Here is a 17,250-nt window from a genome sequence, read left to right on the forward strand (position 1 = left end):
TACCTGTGCTAAATAATGCTCAATATCTTCTTTTTTACATAAATCCTTTGAAAATGCTGTAGCACTTCCAGATGTAGCTCCCCATCTAAATGCTTCAATTAGATCCTTTGACTGTGAATACTTAGCTAAAAATCCTGCAATAACTGAATCTCCTGCACCAACTGAATTCTGTACTTTTCCCTTTGCTGGGGTGGCGTGATAAACTCCACTTTCACAAATTAGAAGAGCTCCTCTTTCAGCCATAGATATAATTACATTCTGTGCCCCCATAACAATAAGTTTCTTTGCATATTCAATAATTTCATCTGTATCTGTAAGTTCCTTATTAAATATTTCACCTAGCTCATGATTATTAGGTTTTATTAAAAATGGCTTATTCGTAAGTGTCGCGACCAAAGCATCACCTGTGGTATCAACTACAACTTTTACCTTATTAGAAGCACACTTTTTCTGAAGCCTGGCATATATGTCCCTTGGAACAGACTTCTGAACATTTCCTGATAATACTAAATAGTCATTTGAAGTTAAACCTTCTACTATTTTAAATAGCTTATTCATATCCTCATCTTTTATAACTGGACCTGCTCCATTGATTTCCGTCTCTTCTTTCGATTTGAGTTTAACGTTTATTCTTGTATCACCACTTACCTCAATAAAGTCAGTTTCAACACCTTGAGACTCCAATGAATCAATAATAAATTTTCCAGTAAACCCTCCAACAAAACCTAAAGCCTTACTTTTTATTCCAACATTATTTAAAACTCTTGATACATTTATACCTTTTCCGCCGGCAAATTTTTCTTCACTGGCAACTCTATTAATTAATCCTGCTTTAAAATCATCTACGGCTATAACATAATCTATAGCCGGATTAAAAGTTACTGTATATATCATCTTTTGGTCACTACCTTTTATATTTATTTTTAACGTCCATGCAGACATAATAATATAAAATCAGCCATTAAACAACATCTTTTTTCCATACTATTTCTACTAGCTCATCATTATCAGTTTCAGCTATGGAAATATCTCCATTAAAAGCTTCATATGAATTTCTGAATTTCATAAGATTTAATAATCTTTTCATATTTATATTAATATAATGCAACTAGTATTCAATCTTTGTTTTGTTACTTATTTAAACTATTTTAACATTTGTATTTCTTCAAGCGTTGGTAGAGATGCTATAGCGCCTAACTTAGTACATGTAATAGCCCCCACTTTATTACTAAAAAGTATGATATCTTTAATAGTATCAGGATTATTCATGAATGATTTTGGATTCTTTAACTGTGAAAGTTTATAAAGAAAAGCACCTGCAAATGCATCACCAGCTCCTGTTGAATCAATGCATTTAATTTTGATACTATTGATTATGCAACTTCCTTCATTGGTAGAAATTAATGTACCTACATTTCCAAGAGTAACGGCTACAACTTTTGCACCTAAGCTATGAAAAAACTTAACACCTTCATCTATATTTTCTTTACCTGAAATTATTTTTATTTCTTCATCACTTACTTTAACAAAATCTGAATATTTAAGACATTGTTTTGATATTTCTACAAAGTCACTCAATCTATTTTTCCACAAATCTATTCTATAATTAGGATCAAAAGAAATAAAAGCTTTATTTTCAAAAGCAAGTTCCATAGCTTTTAAATAACTTTCCTTTGAAGGTCCACCTAAAAGTGCTGTTGCAGAACCAAAATGCATTATTTTAAAAGCTTTTAATTTATCAATGCCTAGCTCATTGAAAGTTAATAATTCATCTGCACCTCTATTAAAAATAAAATCTCTCTCTCCATCTTCATTTAACGAAACAAACGCTAAGGTAGTTTTAGATTTGTCATCAAGTATAAGCATAGAAGTATCTACACCGGCTTCCTCTAATGTTTCCTTCAAGAACATACCAAAGTTATCATTACCAACTTTTCCTGCAAAATATGCTTGTCCTCCTAACTTTGATATAGCTGCTGATACGTTAGCGGGTGCACCTCCTGCTTTTTTTACAAAATTCTCGCCTTTAGTTAAACCACTATTAATATCTGAACAAATAAAATCAATTAACAATTCCCCAATACATAGTATTTTATTCAAGAATACACCTCCTACTTCTAATTATTATCCATTTATTGCAACACAAATTAGCCTTGATTTTTCATTTAAATTATATATTACTCCCAAATTGAATTCATTTTCCAAACATCAAATGATTTAACATTCAAATTGTCACCTTGTAATACTGATATCATAATATTTTTACTATCCTCCTTAATTGGATATATCCTTGTTGATATACTTTCTCTGTAATTAGCGAATACCTCCAATATTGAATGATCAATGAAAATGTGTAACTTTAGTGTTTCTCCCTTTTCTAACTTTATTTTACCCGTCAGCTTAGAATTATGACATAATGTAGACAAACTAGATTTATTCCTCTCAACTGAAAAGCTTTCATTATTAGAATTATATTCTATTGAAGTTCTTTCTTTATGGTCTTCTGAACATAATACATCTATTGAAAATTCGGTTAAATTATCTGTAATTTCTATTTCTGCAATTATCTCTAAAGCTCTTCCTTTTATTTCAGGTATCCAACTTTTTGACACACATATATTTTCATACTTTTTATGATTTTCCCTTAACATCTCAAGTTCTTTTACAGGTTGCATATATAATTTATGATTTTTAATGCTTATTACTCTTGGAATTGATTGTGCTCCCGACCACTCACCACAGTCTTTAAAATCACCCCTTGATCCTTCTGTAAGCCATCCCCAAATTATCCGTCTACCTGATTTATCAATAAGTGAATTTGGAGCATAGAACCCTTCCCATCCACTGTAATCTAATGTTCCTTCAGATTCTGTAACAAATTTGTAATCGTTATTTATCGTTCCAATACAATATTTCACTTTATCATTAGGAGAGTACACTAAAACATATTTATCTCCTAGTTTAAAACAGTTTGGACACTCCCAAATTTCTTCATCGCCTTCATATAAAACATTTAAAAATTTCCACTGTTTTAAATCTTTAGATCTATAAATTAATACACATCCTTTTTTATTGTGACTACCACCAACTACCATAAACCAATAGCCATCTTCTTTCCAAACAAAAGGATCTCTCCATTCCTTAATTTCTATATCTCCATGTATATCTAGTGAAAGTACAGGATTATTTTTATATTTTTCCCAATTAGTCATATCATCGTGACTTACTGCCATCCACTGCTCAGCCCCATCATGAGCATTTCTCTCATTTTCGCCTATACTTGTATAAAAAATTGTTGGAATTCCGTCATCACTTATTACTGAACACCCAGAGAAACAATGTGTTTCTCCTAAATCATTTGACGGAAATAGTGCTATAGGAAGGTATTCCCAATGGACTAAATCTTCACTAACTGCATGTCCCCAATGCATAGTATTCCAATGATAATCATTAGGATTATACTGGTAAAACAAATGATATTTACCCTCATAATAAATAACACCATTAGGGTCATTCATCCAATTTTTCTCAGGCATAAAGTGATAAATAGGTCTGTATAAATTCATATGTCATTCCTCCAAATATTTTTACTTCCCGCCTTCTTGTTTATTAATTTTTAGAACCAGCGCCGGCTATTCCTTGAACATAATACCTTTGTAATAGTAAAAATATTACAACTACAGGAACCGTAACAGCACTTAATGCTGCCATAATATGACCATGATTTATTGGTTGTATACTAAACAATGTGCTTAATGCCATCTGTATAGTTTGTTTTGTAGGATCTGAGATTACCATTACAGGCCATAAAAAGTCATTCCAGAGTGCTATAAACGTCAAAATTGAAACTGTTGCGTATATTGGTTTTGCTAAAGGCATTATCAACTTGAAAAATATAGTATAACTACCTGCCCCATCAATTCTAGCAGCCTCTTCTATCTCCTTTGGTATTTTTAGAAAGGTTTGTCTAAATAAAAATATATAAAAAGGATTAGCTATAACTGGAAATATTAAACCTAAATAACTATTAACCCAGCCCAATTTGTATACCATTGAGAACAATGGTAACATTATTGTTTGACCAGGAATTATCATAAGTGATAATAATACTGCAAAAATAAAGTTTTTGAATGGAAATTTTAGTCTTGCAAAAGCATAACCAGCTAAAGAATTTACTAATAAGCTTAATACAATAATAATTAGAATATAAAAAAGCGAATTAAGTTCAGCTTTAATTATTGGTAATTGTTGAAATATTTCTATATAATTATTGAAAATATCTTTACCGATCTTTGGTAATATAAATGCTTTCATGCTAGTTACATCGCTCATAATAGCTGCTTCTGATTTAAATGATGAAACCACCATCCAAATCAGTGGGAACATAAACATTATTGCAGTTATTATTAATGCTATATAATATAATATTTTTTTTATTATACTTTTTTTCATTTTATACCTCCTAGAACGCATCATTGCTTGTGTATACACTGTCATTTATTACACTTTTAATTTATTTTGGTATACTAATACTATTTAATCTTCATCACTAACAAATTTCTTTTGAATTAATGCTATAGTTAGTACCATTAATGTGAAAATTACAGCCATTGCTGACCCATATCCCATACTTCTAAATTTATATCCGTATTGATAAATTTCGTATACAACTGTTAGTGTTGAATTTTGTGGACCACCTTGGGTCATCATCATTGGTTGTATCAATAGTTGAAATGCTGATATTGTTATTGTGAGACACAAAAATATTGATATATTTTTAAGACCCGGTATCGTAATAAATAAAAATTTGTGAAGTTTATTTGCCCCATCGATATCCGCAGCCTCATATAAATATTCTGGAATGTCTTGCAATCCAGCTAAAAAAATCATCATTTGAAAACCTGCACCTTGCCAAGCTGATAGAAATATTATACAAGGCATAGCCTGGGACGTACTAGTAAGAAATGGTTGCGGTGCTATGCCGAAAAATCCTATCATAGAATTAAGCAAACCACCATTAGGATTATAAATAAATGTCCATAAAATTGAAATAACTACAAGTGATAATACTGTTGGAGAAAAAAATGCTAATCTAAAAATACCTATTCCTTTTATTTTTTTATTAACTAGTAAAGCTAGTCCTAATGCCATAGCTAATTGTAACGGAACTACAATTATAGCAAATTTAAACGTATTAATAAGACTTGTTTTAAAAACACTATCAGATAATAATCTTTTAAAATTGTTTAAACCAACAAACTGCATATCAGTTGGCTTTAATATATTGTAATTTGTAAAACTATAGGATACCGATAATATAAACGGAATAAATAAGAAAATAGTCAGTAATACTAATGCTGGTAATACAAAAGATATTGCAACAATATTTTTCTTAAATGATTTTTTAATGAAACTTGTAGTAGGCTGAACCTTTTCCTTAACTATTAGATTCTTTTTAGTATTAGTCATAATACACACCTCTTTTTATTCAATATTATAAGGATAGGATATTTATTTCCTATCCTTATATTTAATAAATTATCTATTACCTAATTGAGTATCAATTTGCTTAGCTGCAGAATCTAATGATGCTTTAGGGTTCTGTCCACTGATTGCATTTGCTATTGCTTTTGAGAATCCATCAGATAATACTGGATAATCAGGTGTTAATGGTCTTGGAGTTGCTGTTTTTTGTAATTGCTCTGAAACTATTTTTAATGGCAACGATTGAAAGTCTTTAATTTTAGACAATGAAGTCTTTCTTGCTGGTGGCATTCCATTTGCCTTATACATATCAATACATGATTGAGTGTTTGTCATAAATTTAATTAAATCTACTGCTGCCTTTTGCTTATCACTTGCAGTATTTTTTGTCATATAGAATCCCCATGATCCGCAAGGAGATACTGCCTTAGCATTAGTGCTGCTAACTGGATATGGCATTATTCCATATTTCAGGTTTGGGTATTTAGCTAATGCTGCTTGTTCCCATGTACCAGTCAATGTCATTGCTGCTTTTCCCAATTCAAAACTATTATCTATTGGTGTTTTGCTTACTACTTTTTCATCAACTAATTTTTTTATATAGCTTACAGCTTGTACTGTCTTATTACTATTTATATAACCTGTTGATGATTTTCCATCATTTGATATAATTTGACCTCCATTTGACTGTACGAATGGTAGGAATGCATAAGTATTCCATTCTCCACCCGAGTTAAGAGACATATTGATTCCAAAGACTTTAGCTGTAGTTAATTTTTTTGCATTACTTTCAAGTTGATCCCATGTCCATGCTGATTTAAGGTCTGTTGGTGCTGTTATACCTGCTGCTGCAAACATAGCTTTATTGTAATATATAACTACAGATGAATCCATTGCACCTAGCCCATAAAGTTTTCCATTATATGTTCCTTGTTTTATAATATCGGGATTAAAGTCTTTTAAATCACTTTTGTTCACGTAAGAATCTATTGGTGCTAATATCCCTGCATCTGCCTCTGCTGCTACAGTAGGTCCATCGCAAGTTAAAACATCAGGTAATCCATTTGTTGTAACAGCTGCATTTACTTTATCATCATAACCTGATGCATCTCCTGTACGTGGTATAGCAGTTAGTTTTACATTTATCTTTCCTTTATTTACTTTATTAAAGTCTGCCACCCTTTGTTTGTACAGTTTACCTTCTGGTGAATCTGTTTCATGCACCCACATGGTTAGGTTTACTACACCTTTACTACTGCTAGTTGATACAGAACCTTTACTACCACACCCTACCAACGAAACCATTAATATTGATGCGAGTGTTAATGTTACAATTGATTTTCTGCTAAACTTCATACATATTACCCCCCTAATTTTTGTTTATTTTATAAAGTACATTATCTTCAAAATACTGTACCATTGTAAACTAATAAAATTATTCAATATTTCTATACATGAATGAGAATATATTTAGAATGCTGAATACGTTTGCTCAACTATGAAATAAATAAGTAACTTATATTATTAAGCTACTTATCACAGAATATTTTATTTAATAGGTAACTGATTTTAAGCTTGATTGTCTTACTACAAGTCTTGGCTCAATTATAATGTGTTTCTCTACTACATTCTTTTTTTTACATATATTATCAATTAATATTTCAACAGATTGCCTTCCTATTTCTTCAATCGGTTGGCATACACTACTTAATGTTGGGCTTACTTCTTTGCTAATAAACGTATTATCAAACCCAACCAATGCTACTCTTTTTGGTATTTCAACTTTCATTTCTTTTAATAAGTGTAATATAATTAATGCCTCAATATCGTTGTAAGCAAAAATACCAACGCCTTGGTTCTTTAATTTATTTTCTAATAAATCCTTTAGATCAGTATTAACTGCATTGTTACTTAAAATAAAGAAATCTTTATCTACATTGAAACCAGAAAACTGTATTTGGTCTTTAAATCCTATACATTTTTCATCTTCTTCTCCACCTATAAAAACAAACTTAGAGTATCCCATGTTTATTAAATGTTTTGCTACTTCTTTTGCGGATAAATAATGAGATATAGAAACACAACTGAAACCTTGAATATCTTGGGTAATAACAACAACTGGCATTTCCATTTTTCTAAGCCTTTGGAAATAACTATCCTTAGCATTGCTTGGAACTATTAAAATTCCATCAACATTATAACGTTTCATTATACTTATATACATTTTTTCTTTATCTAAATTACCATCTGTATTGCACAGTATAATACTATACCCATATTTTGCTGCTTCGCTTTCAACGGCCTTTATTACATCTGCAAAAAATGGATTTGAAATATTTGTTATTATTACTCCTATTAGCAAAGACTTATTACTAACAAGACTTTGAGCAACAATATTAGGTTGATAATCAAGCTTTCGAACCCATTCCATTACTTTTCTTTTTATTTCAGGATTAACTGATACACTTCCACTCACCACTCTTGAAACGGTGGATTGAGATACCCCTGACTTTATAGCAATCTCTTTCATTGTGACCAATTGGGCACCCCCTTTGAATTATAGAATACGTATTCACAATACGCATTTTATTCTAGCATAAATATTTATTTTTGTCAATATAAGACTTCCATTTTTAGTTCTCCCTATATGCTTTTCTTAATTCAGCATTTAATATAAACATCTATATCACTTAACTTTATTATAAAAAGGGTCATACTTAAAATGAGCTCTTTAGTCCAATAAAATTCCTAAAGTCAGTATTATTTATTACATTCATAAATAATACCAATAGGTGATTCATATCTCCAAGAATTGTTGGAGATAATTGGGGGCTTATTCCACTATTAATAACACTAAGAATTGTTTTAGGCAGATGGTTTTTGGACTTTTAGAAATTATTCTTGAAAATTCCACTTAACCTTAATAAAGACCTCGCTTGGACAATTTATGTAAGAAAAGCTAAAAATAGCCAATTTCTACATCAGCTGTAGAAATTGGCTATTTTATTCCAAATTCGCGCACATTGGAGTCAATTTGGGGAATATAGATCAGTTGCATTATTTGGTGCTAATATTACTCTGAGATATATTTATGTCATCAACATTTATATGAGAAGAACCACCTACATTGTAGTCCACAACCTGTATATACAGTACCTGTCCTTTATATTTAGAAGCATCCCATTCTACTTTTTTAAATGCTTCATTATTTGAACCCGTTGCCGTAAATAATTGCTTGTCGTCAGAACCTCTAACTAAAGCCACATATTCTCTATCAGATTGATTTCCTCCACTAACTTTAAAATTAATTTTTCCATCTCCACCAAGTTTAAAGTAGTTCGACTTTAATACTCCTCTATTATCATCTCCGTTTACACCACTTGAAAGAAAATATTTGCCCTGTTTATTATACAAGTGATTAGAATCCAAGTAAGTGGTTGCACTTGACACTGCAAATGTATTAGATGCACTTCCGCTTGCTGTCCAACCAGTAAGATTTCCTGTTTCAAAGTCACCATTTATAATATTGTTTGTCACCTTCTTAGGATCATAATGTAATGGCTTCTTTACATAAGGAGTAAACTTTGCAGCTTTTAAAGGAATTACTTTAAGATAATTCAAACTAGTCTTTCCTCCTGTGCTATATAACTCTAACCCTTTGCTTGAATCATTTGAAAAAATTTGATCCGTAATTGAAATCAAACCATTATTTCCAAAAACTTCTACTGAAGATTTATCCACAAAAATTTGAAGTTTTATCTTATTATTTATTGGCTTCATTACTACTTCCTGCTTTAGTGGCATATAATCAGGATAAGTAAAACCACCAGAGTTAGAACGATCTAAAAACAATGTTGAAGTTGCTGGATCATAACCAATAGTTGTTTCCTGATTACCCCCCACTTTTACTTTAATTCCAAATTCTTTAGCAGTAGTTGAACTGTCAACATTAAATTCCGTATTTATTTCAAGTGTATTTCCTGATACATTGGATAACAAATTGCTTTTTCCAGATTGCACCGTTGTTTTACCCAAAGCTTTAGTTGGCGATTTCTGAAGGCTTTTAAGTTCACGTACTGGCTGTTGATTGAGCTTATATCCATCAGTTGTATCTACTAATTTCATTTCTCTTGGAATAGAATTAGCACTTCTCCAAGGATCTGTAGGTGTAGTACCTGCATATTCCCAGTTGCTCATCCAACCTAAAAAAATACGTCTTCCATCAGGAATATACTTTCCATATTTTGAATTAGCTACATCACTTCGTTTTGTAGTATCATTCCAAGTAACTCCTGCATAAAAATCTGGTCCATAATCAATCCAATTTATTGGTGCTAAATCTGATATATTTTGATTGTGAACTGTACTATATACATGAAAATCATCAACATTAATATGTCCCCAACCACCAGTAGCATTATCTACTACTTTTATACGAAGTTTTTGGCCAATATAGGCTGATGCATCCCAAATTATCCTTCTATATGATTCTGAATTTGCACCTGATGATTTAAATTGACTTAATTCTTTACCATCAGCAGTTTCTAGAGTAACATATAAGTTTTTCTTGTCATCTCCACCGCCAACTAAAAAACTAATTTCTCCAATTCCGCCTAATGTAAATTCAGAAGATTGCAATGTACCTGTCCCAGAATCTCCTGCACCTCCTTGTGCCGGATCGCTAAAACCTGCAAGATGATATTTACCAGTCTGATTATATACTCCTCCCCACCATGTAGTAGCATCCGTTACATTTTTATCTGTAAATTCATTTCCTGTTTTTGTCCATCCTGATATATCACCAGTTTCAAATCCAGAATTACTAATATCCTCACCTATTGGTGCTTGCGTTAAAGCATTTGTTTTAACATCTGTTACAGCCTTTTGCGCATCATAATCTTTCTCTTGCCTATTTTGCTGTTTTCCATTTCTCACTACCGATATCCATACTTTTCCTTTTTCAACTCCTAAACTTTTAGTTAATTGAATACTAACAGAAGATTGATTCTGTGGTACCTTCCCTTCTCCTAACTCCTTTCCACAAGTTTTTGAATCATAAACTTTAACAATGTCTCCTGGCATTAAATCATATCCTTTGACAGATCCGTTATTTCCAGCAATATTAGTTACTTTAAATTGAGGATCGGCTACAAACTTGCTGCCATCAAAATCTCCAACAAAATACATCATTCCCGAACCAGCTGCTGGCGGAGAATCAACAGTTGCAGACGCTCCTATACTTAGCGATAAGACCCATTTTGACTTACCAGTTTTTCCATCTACAGGCATCTGATATAAATCCGGACATTCCCAAACACCTGCGTGAGATCCTTGTCCATGACTACCAAATTCTCCTGTTTTAGTCCAATTCTTTAAATTTGAAGAATTAAAAAATTCTACTTTATTACCTACAGCAAGAGTCATAACCCATTTTCTATGTGCATTATCCCAAGATACCTTTGGATCTCTAAAATCAGGTGTGCTTGGAGGATTAGCTATTACTGGATTTCCACTATATTCTGTCCATGTTTTTCCGCTATCTTTACTATAGGCAATACTCTGTTCTTGACCGTCAGCTCCACATGCATTGGTAAAAAAAGCAACCAACCCAGTTTTATCTGATGTATCATTAAAAAAACCACTGCTATTATTCCAGTCTACCACCACACTGCCTGAAAAAATGTCTCCATTTTTATCTGGATAAAGCGCAATAGGCTCCTGTGTCCAATTTACTAAATCTTTACTAATTGCATGCCCCCAATGCATAGGTCCCCAAGATGTAGAATTAGGATTATATTGATAGAATAAATGATATTCTCCTTTATAGTACACCATGCCATTAGGATCATTCATCCACCCACTGTCTGGTGTGAAATGATATTGAGGTCGGTATTCTTCACTTCTATATGTGGAAGGACTCGGTTTTGTAGGGCTTGCCATTGATGAACTGTAATTTCCAAGTACAAAAACAAGACCAATTCCAAGACCAAGACTAAGCAATACTGTTCCTACCTTATTAGATTTCATTAATTCCCCTTCTTTTTTCATATTTTGTTTTAATGTTAACGTTATCAATCAAGCTAAATTAATTGTCTAAAAGTTTTAATCGTAAAGCTTTTTACTTTCACTTATTTCGTCATAAACAATGTTACAAATGTAATCACTCTATGACTCTCGCCTTACATTTCTTTTATTTGTCTACTTTTCTGGGTATAGTTCGCTTGAATTGCAAAACTCTTGAAACTGTGGCTTGAAATATACCTGACTTTTTAGTCATCTCTTTTATTGTAACCAATTAGGAAACACCCTTTGAATTTGAGAATACGTATTCATAATTCATTTTTATTCTAGCATTAATATTTTTTTTTGTCAATATAAGGTTTGAATTCTAAGCTCCATATGGATTTTTCAATATTATTTTGCTTTTTTTAAGTCTAGTGGAAATCTTAAGATGAACGGTAACGTAACAATATATGGCTACCCAATTGGTGATGATTTTTGTGGTAAATTAGCTTACTTAATGCTAGTTGGAAATGCATTTAAGAAATAAAATATATTAGAGGAAAAAGAATAAAGATAGGTAGTGTTATATATAGATAATAACAGTATGTACCAAAAATGGCTATAATAATGTGGATCAATACTCAACAATAAGGTACCAATCTAAACCTTTATCATTCAATTTAAATATGAATTTTAATGTTTCAATGTCCTTTTGATATACATTTTTTCTCCATCATTATTTCGTTTAATATTTAAGCCCACAGTTTTTTCTATAAATCTTAAATTAAAATTTTCTATTTCAAGTAGCTCGCATACTTGATCCATTGAATACGTTTTATAATCAATTATTATAGTCATCGCCTAATACTTTACACATTTATTCTATATATTCGGTAAAAAGTATTTTTTTATAATTAAGGTTCTTCTAACTACCATCTCTTACACATTAGGTTTATAAAAGCATACAAGATAATATACTATGATCTTTTCATATATCGCCTCTTTGTACTTATTATACTAAAGTGTTCGTTTGAAGTACATATATTAAACGAACTGATTATATGTATATTAACCACGATATAATGCCACTTTGAAGGTTAGCAGCTCGCGTTCGTCTGCGGTATACTCTATCCGAACTATTTTATGTATTGTAAGCCTCTTGTATGTGTTAATTGAAAACTCCCCCACTTTACAGTTGAAATTTCCTCCACCCAAATTTGCAATTGAGAATTTTTATGTGGATTGGCGAAGCGTACCATTTATATGGAGGGTGCACATGGTAGACTATACTTATTACTAAGCCACTGTTTACAATGGGTTGCTTAATGGCTTATAACCATATGCACAGAGGCTCCATGTCAATGGCAACCCACATATGCTATCAATTGATACAAGGGTGGGGGGATTTTTCACTTATAATATGGGGGAGTTTTCAATTAGAAAATACACCTCTAAGACAAACATGAACCCTTAACCTTATATTGTTAATGTTACCTTTACAATATTCACATAATATGTAGAGCTATACTATGTGAAAAGAATTTGAAACCTTTTTAATATATTAGACTATAAAAATAGCCACTCTCTTTAGGAGAATGGCTATTAACTATCGCATACTTTATTCGTACGCTATACCATATACTATTCAATACTCTTCTGAAAAATTCCATTTTTAATTATATATTTATATTACTATTATTTAACTTCCTATTAAGCTTATTGCAGCTACTACAATAGAGCATGAAATTAAAAAGGGTCCAGTTTCTAAATTTTGTATATCTGTGTAAGTATATTTACTTTGCATGGTTTCGTGCATATTACCATTACCTGTAGATATTATTTTATTTCCAAATATGCTAGTTTTTTTTCTACACCATAAGAATAGTTAGTTCTTTTTTCTTAACCTATTACTTTTTCCCACTCTGCAGAACTATCATAAGAGTTTTGTCTTATGTAATTATTACAATTTTCTATGACTTGATTTCTAAGTGCAACCCCACCAGCTTTGTCTAAATCAGATAAACTTTGAAATGCTGGGATACATGTTATATTTGCACTCCTAGATTTATTTAATAATTCGATTGCAACATCACTGGCGTACACGTTAAATTCAACTTTTTTTATTACTACTTCTTCTTTATTTATTAATTCTTGTTTTTTATTTATTATTTCTTGCTTCTTACTTCTATTACTTGCAAGTCCCTTGCAAAGGGCTTAGAGATTGGTCCGCTACTAGGTTCCTGAATTTCCTTCGTTTTTACAAAATTATTATTAGTTTGAATTTCTTTGTTTTCTACTTTCATGTAAATTACATTAGGGTTATCCACTAATGAATAATCCGTTGAAAACTCATCCTCTTTTTCTAAAACGCAATCTACAGAAGCACTATTAATTTTAGAAGGATCACTATTAATTTTAGAAGGATCACTATAAATATCCTCTATAATAAAATTCTCAAATATTTTCTCAACATCTAATTCTGCTGCCTGATACTTATTGAATAGAATTTTTAAGAATTCTTTATTCTTTATTTTCTTCATTTCATATTGAACGCATTTTATTCCATTGACACTTTTAGGAATATTATATTTCATCCAATTTAAAACCATAATCTCTTTCGTTTCTTCGCAGTATAAAATTTTCTTATACTCACAAAATTTATTGATTAGTTTCTGGACTGTTTCATTGCTAAGTCCTATTTCTTTCTCTATAAACCTTGTAGATAGCTCGTATATGCCGCACTGGGTCATTTTAGTATTTGTTAAAAGATATAGATAAAAAAACTTTTCCTCGGTCGTAAGTTCAAGGACAAAACTATCACTCCAGAATTCTGTATAAAGTTGTCTATATTTAGCCATAATTTATTCCTCCTTAGATATTAATAATAATTTTCAGATTACGAGTATATGCATTTTGTATTATTATCAGTAATGTTGCTAACTTCTTATATTATGTTTATGTTTTGCTATTAACTATATTGAATGGGTTAGGCAAAAGAACATATTCTCTATAATCTATCTGATTATCTGTACACCACTTATTTATCCCATTAAAAAACTTAATTCCGGGAGTGTTATTCTTAACGAGAACTCGATACACATGTGCTACATCTACCCCAATAGCCTTAAAAAGTTTTGTATAACTAAAATTAAACCGTTCATCCATTAAAAGTTGCAATGCACATTTGTTTAAATCCATCTGGATCTTCACCCTCTATATAAGTATATTGTTTTTAGTTAATCACATTATCTGTAATTAATATATCATACTTGTTAGATACTAACAATACTTTTATAAACATATATATATTTATTTTCCATTTTATATTGACTATAAACAATATAAAATGTTATAATACTTATTAAAAGAGGTGATTGTATGGCCGACCATAGCGATTTTGATTTATACACATTTGCTATATTATTAGATAAAGCTAAAGGTAAACGTTCGATTAATCATTATGCAAATACAATTGAGGTGAGCGCAGCTCACATCTCAAGGTTACTTCGAATGCTAGTAAAATCACCTCCCGCGCCGGAAACGATAAAAAAAATGGCTAAGGGTGCCTACAACGGAGTTACATATAGTGAATTAATGTCAGCAGCAGGACATATAGATGATAAAACAGAAGAACTTTTTACAGAGAATAAAAGAACCCAAATCATAGAAAGTGAAAAGAAGTTTTTTCAAGTTATTTTATCTGATTTGTATACTCGTGACTTTGAATGGAGTTTAAATAAGACTACTAATGGGCCTGCTGACTTAATGCTTGAAATAACTAACTGGGAATATTCTAAGTGGTATATTGAAATTAAACCTTGTGTTACTTCAAGAACAATTTATAATGTTTATGGTCAAATAGCTTCTATTGAACTTACTTCAGATATAAAAGTAACTATAGCAATTGGGAGTAAAAACGAATTTGACCTTTTCATAAAAAATCCACCAAAGTCTTTAAAAGCCAATCTTTATTTAATGCTTGTAGATATAAATAGCGGTAAAATAAAGAAAGAGGAAAAGCTATGCCAGTATTAACTGGCATAGCTTTTCTTGTATTAAATTTCAGTTGCATTCATACTTGTTTTACTTAAATCCATTATTACAAAACCTCCAATCCTTTATACTTACACGACAAAAAAGAAGCCTATCACTAAGCTCCTTAATGTTATTTATATTCATTTCCTATCCTTTTTATTGTCTTATATCTATGAACCAAATCTACTATTAAAATACAATACCCTAAATCCTTTTAAGTGTTCAACCCATTCACATTTTTCTTTATGTTCACTTATTACTTCTGAAATTTCTTCATCCGACATAGCCTCATAGTCTTCAAATCCATACTCTGTCATCTCATTTCCACAACTTGAACATTTCATATTCTTACCTCACCTTCTAATTAATATTATAATATAAACATTATATAGTATATATTATATAAGTGGAAGCCTAATCCTTTGTAAATATAATCCATAGGTTAATATTTTAATTTTAGGAAATAAAAAAGCACCCAAATTAACAGATACTCTTAAATGATTATTTATTTTGTAATTTATTTAAATCCTCATGTATTTGATTTATTGCCTTACCATAAGTTTGTAAAGTAGTAGCAATTTCCCTATCTTTATTTTGTATTTCATTTTTTAATTGTTCAATTTCTTCTTTTTGATTGACTACACCGAAAACAGTATCACACATAGTACATTTTAATACTGGCACTAGATAATTGCCATAATTTTGTTCTTTCACTTCTATAAAATCACTTCCACATTTACTGCATTTGTTAAAAGCCATTTTAATCGCCTCCTATAAAATATACATTATCTTTTTTATAAATAATGAATTACTTATTTTTTGAATTAATTGTTTCACATTGTTCATAACCCATAGTTTCTACGTATTCACTCTGCACATTATTTAACTTATCTTTTCCAATATTACTTCTTTTATTATTACTTCCAAATTTTCTTTATTATGTTCGTAAATGGGAAAACCTTCTTCGTCTGTCACTTTAACAATTTGTCTTTCTACTATTTCTTCGTTTGTTAACGTAAAAGCTTTTAAACCTATGGTAATATCCCATACTAATTTATTTGCGTCTAATATTTTAAAAGTACAACGAGAGCCTGTTCTAATTACGTTTAATAAATTACAAAGTATAGTTTCGATATCACTTTTTCTTTCACTATGCTGAGTCATAACTTCTTTTACTTTTTGTGACCACTTATCCATTTAAATTCCCCTCCCACCTATAAAATTACTATACGCCTAAGTATTCTATACAAGAAATCCTCATCCTCTGTAAAATAGTTACAACTACTTGTTTTTCTCAAATACTCTGGTCTTTAAACTGGAATTTTTTTATTGATTAACCAAACATTATCTATTGCCCTTGTAATATTGCAATTATATCATATTTACAGAAATAAATTCAAATATAAGTTGCTGAAAACTAATATTATCTATTAAAATACCCATCCTTCAACAAGAAAATAAGCAGGATTGCTCCTGCTACATTATTATGATTAAACTCCGATAATATCCTATTCTTCATAAAATTAACATCTTGATCACAATTTGTTCACGACCCCCGGGGATTTTTATGAACGAAGTGAATTTTCTGAATTACTATCTGATACTCCCACGCCTAACGGCATGGGGTTCTTAGATAGATTAACTTCTCCTATACTCTCATTTATTAAGGATCTAATAAATTACAAGATACAAGAACTGATTAATTTTTCTAAAACTTCCACTATCAAT

16 protein-coding genes are annotated in these 17,250 nt (G+C 30.7%); 1 reads left to right on the plus strand and 15 read right to left on the minus strand.

Annotation, left to right across the window (positions count from 1 at the left end; all coding sequences use genetic code 11):
* The 12 genes from pfkB to LGK95_RS20045 all read right to left on the minus strand — a co-directional run.
* A partial coding sequence (gene pfkB / locus LGK95_RS19990; protein ID WP_226126689.1) for a 1-phosphofructokinase occupies positions 1-894 on the minus strand: 894 nt, incomplete at its 3' end.
* Between the two features lie 67 nt (positions 895-961).
* A complete protein-coding gene (locus tag LGK95_RS22590; protein ID WP_264174624.1) occupies positions 962-1,087 on the minus strand; it encodes a hypothetical protein in 126 nt (41 codons plus the stop codon).
* 56 nt (positions 1,088-1,143) lie between these two features.
* Positions 1,144-2,100, minus strand: a complete 957-nt coding sequence (locus LGK95_RS19995) for a carbohydrate kinase family protein (RefSeq protein ID WP_226126677.1) — start codon at positions 2,098-2,100, stop codon at positions 1,144-1,146.
* A gap of 77 nt (positions 2,101-2,177) precedes the next feature.
* A complete protein-coding gene (locus LGK95_RS20000) occupies positions 2,178-3,566 on the minus strand; it encodes a glycoside hydrolase family 32 protein (RefSeq protein ID WP_226126678.1) in 1,389 nt (462 codons plus the stop codon).
* Between the two features lie 43 nt (positions 3,567-3,609).
* Complete coding sequence (locus LGK95_RS20005) at positions 3,610-4,452, minus strand: carbohydrate ABC transporter permease (RefSeq protein ID WP_226126679.1); 843 nt, start codon at positions 4,450-4,452, stop codon at positions 3,610-3,612.
* Between the two features lie 84 nt (positions 4,453-4,536).
* Positions 4,537-5,469: a carbohydrate ABC transporter permease gene (locus tag LGK95_RS20010; RefSeq protein WP_226126680.1), complete on the minus strand. Its 933-nt coding sequence runs from the start codon at positions 5,467-5,469 to the stop codon at positions 4,537-4,539.
* A gap of 69 nt (positions 5,470-5,538) precedes the next feature.
* Positions 5,539-6,840, minus strand: a complete 1,302-nt coding sequence (locus tag LGK95_RS20015; protein ID WP_226126681.1) for a sugar ABC transporter substrate-binding protein — start codon at positions 6,838-6,840, stop codon at positions 5,539-5,541.
* Between the two features lie 196 nt (positions 6,841-7,036).
* Positions 7,037-8,014: a LacI family DNA-binding transcriptional regulator gene (locus LGK95_RS20020; protein ID WP_226126690.1), complete on the minus strand. Its 978-nt coding sequence runs from the start codon at positions 8,012-8,014 to the stop codon at positions 7,037-7,039.
* 527 nt (positions 8,015-8,541) lie between these two features.
* Positions 8,542-11,511 carry a GH32 C-terminal domain-containing protein gene (locus LGK95_RS20025; RefSeq protein WP_319001947.1) on the minus strand — a complete coding sequence of 990 codons (2,970 nt, stop codon included), beginning with the start codon at positions 11,509-11,511 and terminating at the stop codon, positions 8,542-8,544.
* 1,875 nt (positions 11,512-13,386) lie between these two features.
* Positions 13,387-13,590: a TraM recognition domain-containing protein gene (locus tag LGK95_RS20035; RefSeq protein ID WP_226126682.1), complete on the minus strand. Its 204-nt coding sequence runs from the start codon at positions 13,588-13,590 to the stop codon at positions 13,387-13,389.
* Positions 13,591-13,652: 62 nt separating this feature from the next.
* Positions 13,653-14,345: a chromosomal replication initiator DnaA gene (locus LGK95_RS20040; protein WP_226126683.1), complete on the minus strand. Its 693-nt coding sequence runs from the start codon at positions 14,343-14,345 to the stop codon at positions 13,653-13,655.
* A gap of 97 nt (positions 14,346-14,442) precedes the next feature.
* A complete protein-coding gene (locus LGK95_RS20045; RefSeq protein ID WP_226126684.1) occupies positions 14,443-14,685 on the minus strand; it encodes a hypothetical protein in 243 nt (80 codons plus the stop codon).
* Between the two features lie 180 nt (positions 14,686-14,865).
* On the opposite strand from LGK95_RS20045, the gene LGK95_RS20050 reads away from it, so the two are divergent.
* Positions 14,866-15,522, plus strand: a complete 657-nt coding sequence (locus LGK95_RS20050) for a hypothetical protein (protein WP_226126685.1) — start codon at positions 14,866-14,868, stop codon at positions 15,520-15,522.
* Between the two features lie 170 nt (positions 15,523-15,692).
* Here LGK95_RS20050 and LGK95_RS20055 read toward each other — a convergent pair whose 3' ends face one another.
* The 3 genes from LGK95_RS20055 to LGK95_RS20065 all read right to left on the minus strand — a co-directional run bounded on the left by LGK95_RS20055 (position 15,693) and on the right by LGK95_RS20065 (position 16,719).
* Positions 15,693-15,866 (minus strand): hypothetical protein, encoded by a 174-nt coding sequence (locus tag LGK95_RS20055; protein ID WP_226126686.1) that lies wholly within the window; start codon positions 15,864-15,866, stop codon positions 15,693-15,695.
* Between the two features lie 157 nt (positions 15,867-16,023).
* Positions 16,024-16,281, minus strand: a complete 258-nt coding sequence (locus LGK95_RS20060; RefSeq protein ID WP_226126687.1) for a hypothetical protein — start codon at positions 16,279-16,281, stop codon at positions 16,024-16,026.
* 123 nt (positions 16,282-16,404) lie between these two features.
* The gene (locus LGK95_RS20065) at positions 16,405-16,719 is read right to left on the minus strand and encodes a hypothetical protein (protein ID WP_226126688.1); all 315 of its coding nucleotides are present in this window, start codon (positions 16,717-16,719) and stop codon (positions 16,405-16,407) included.
* Positions 16,720-17,250 lie beyond the last annotated feature (531 nt).

Origin of the sequence: Clostridium algoriphilum (genome assembly GCF_020443705.1) — a bacterium.
Lineage (GTDB): Bacteria > Bacillota > Clostridia > Clostridiales > Clostridiaceae > Clostridium_AD > Clostridium_AD algoriphilum.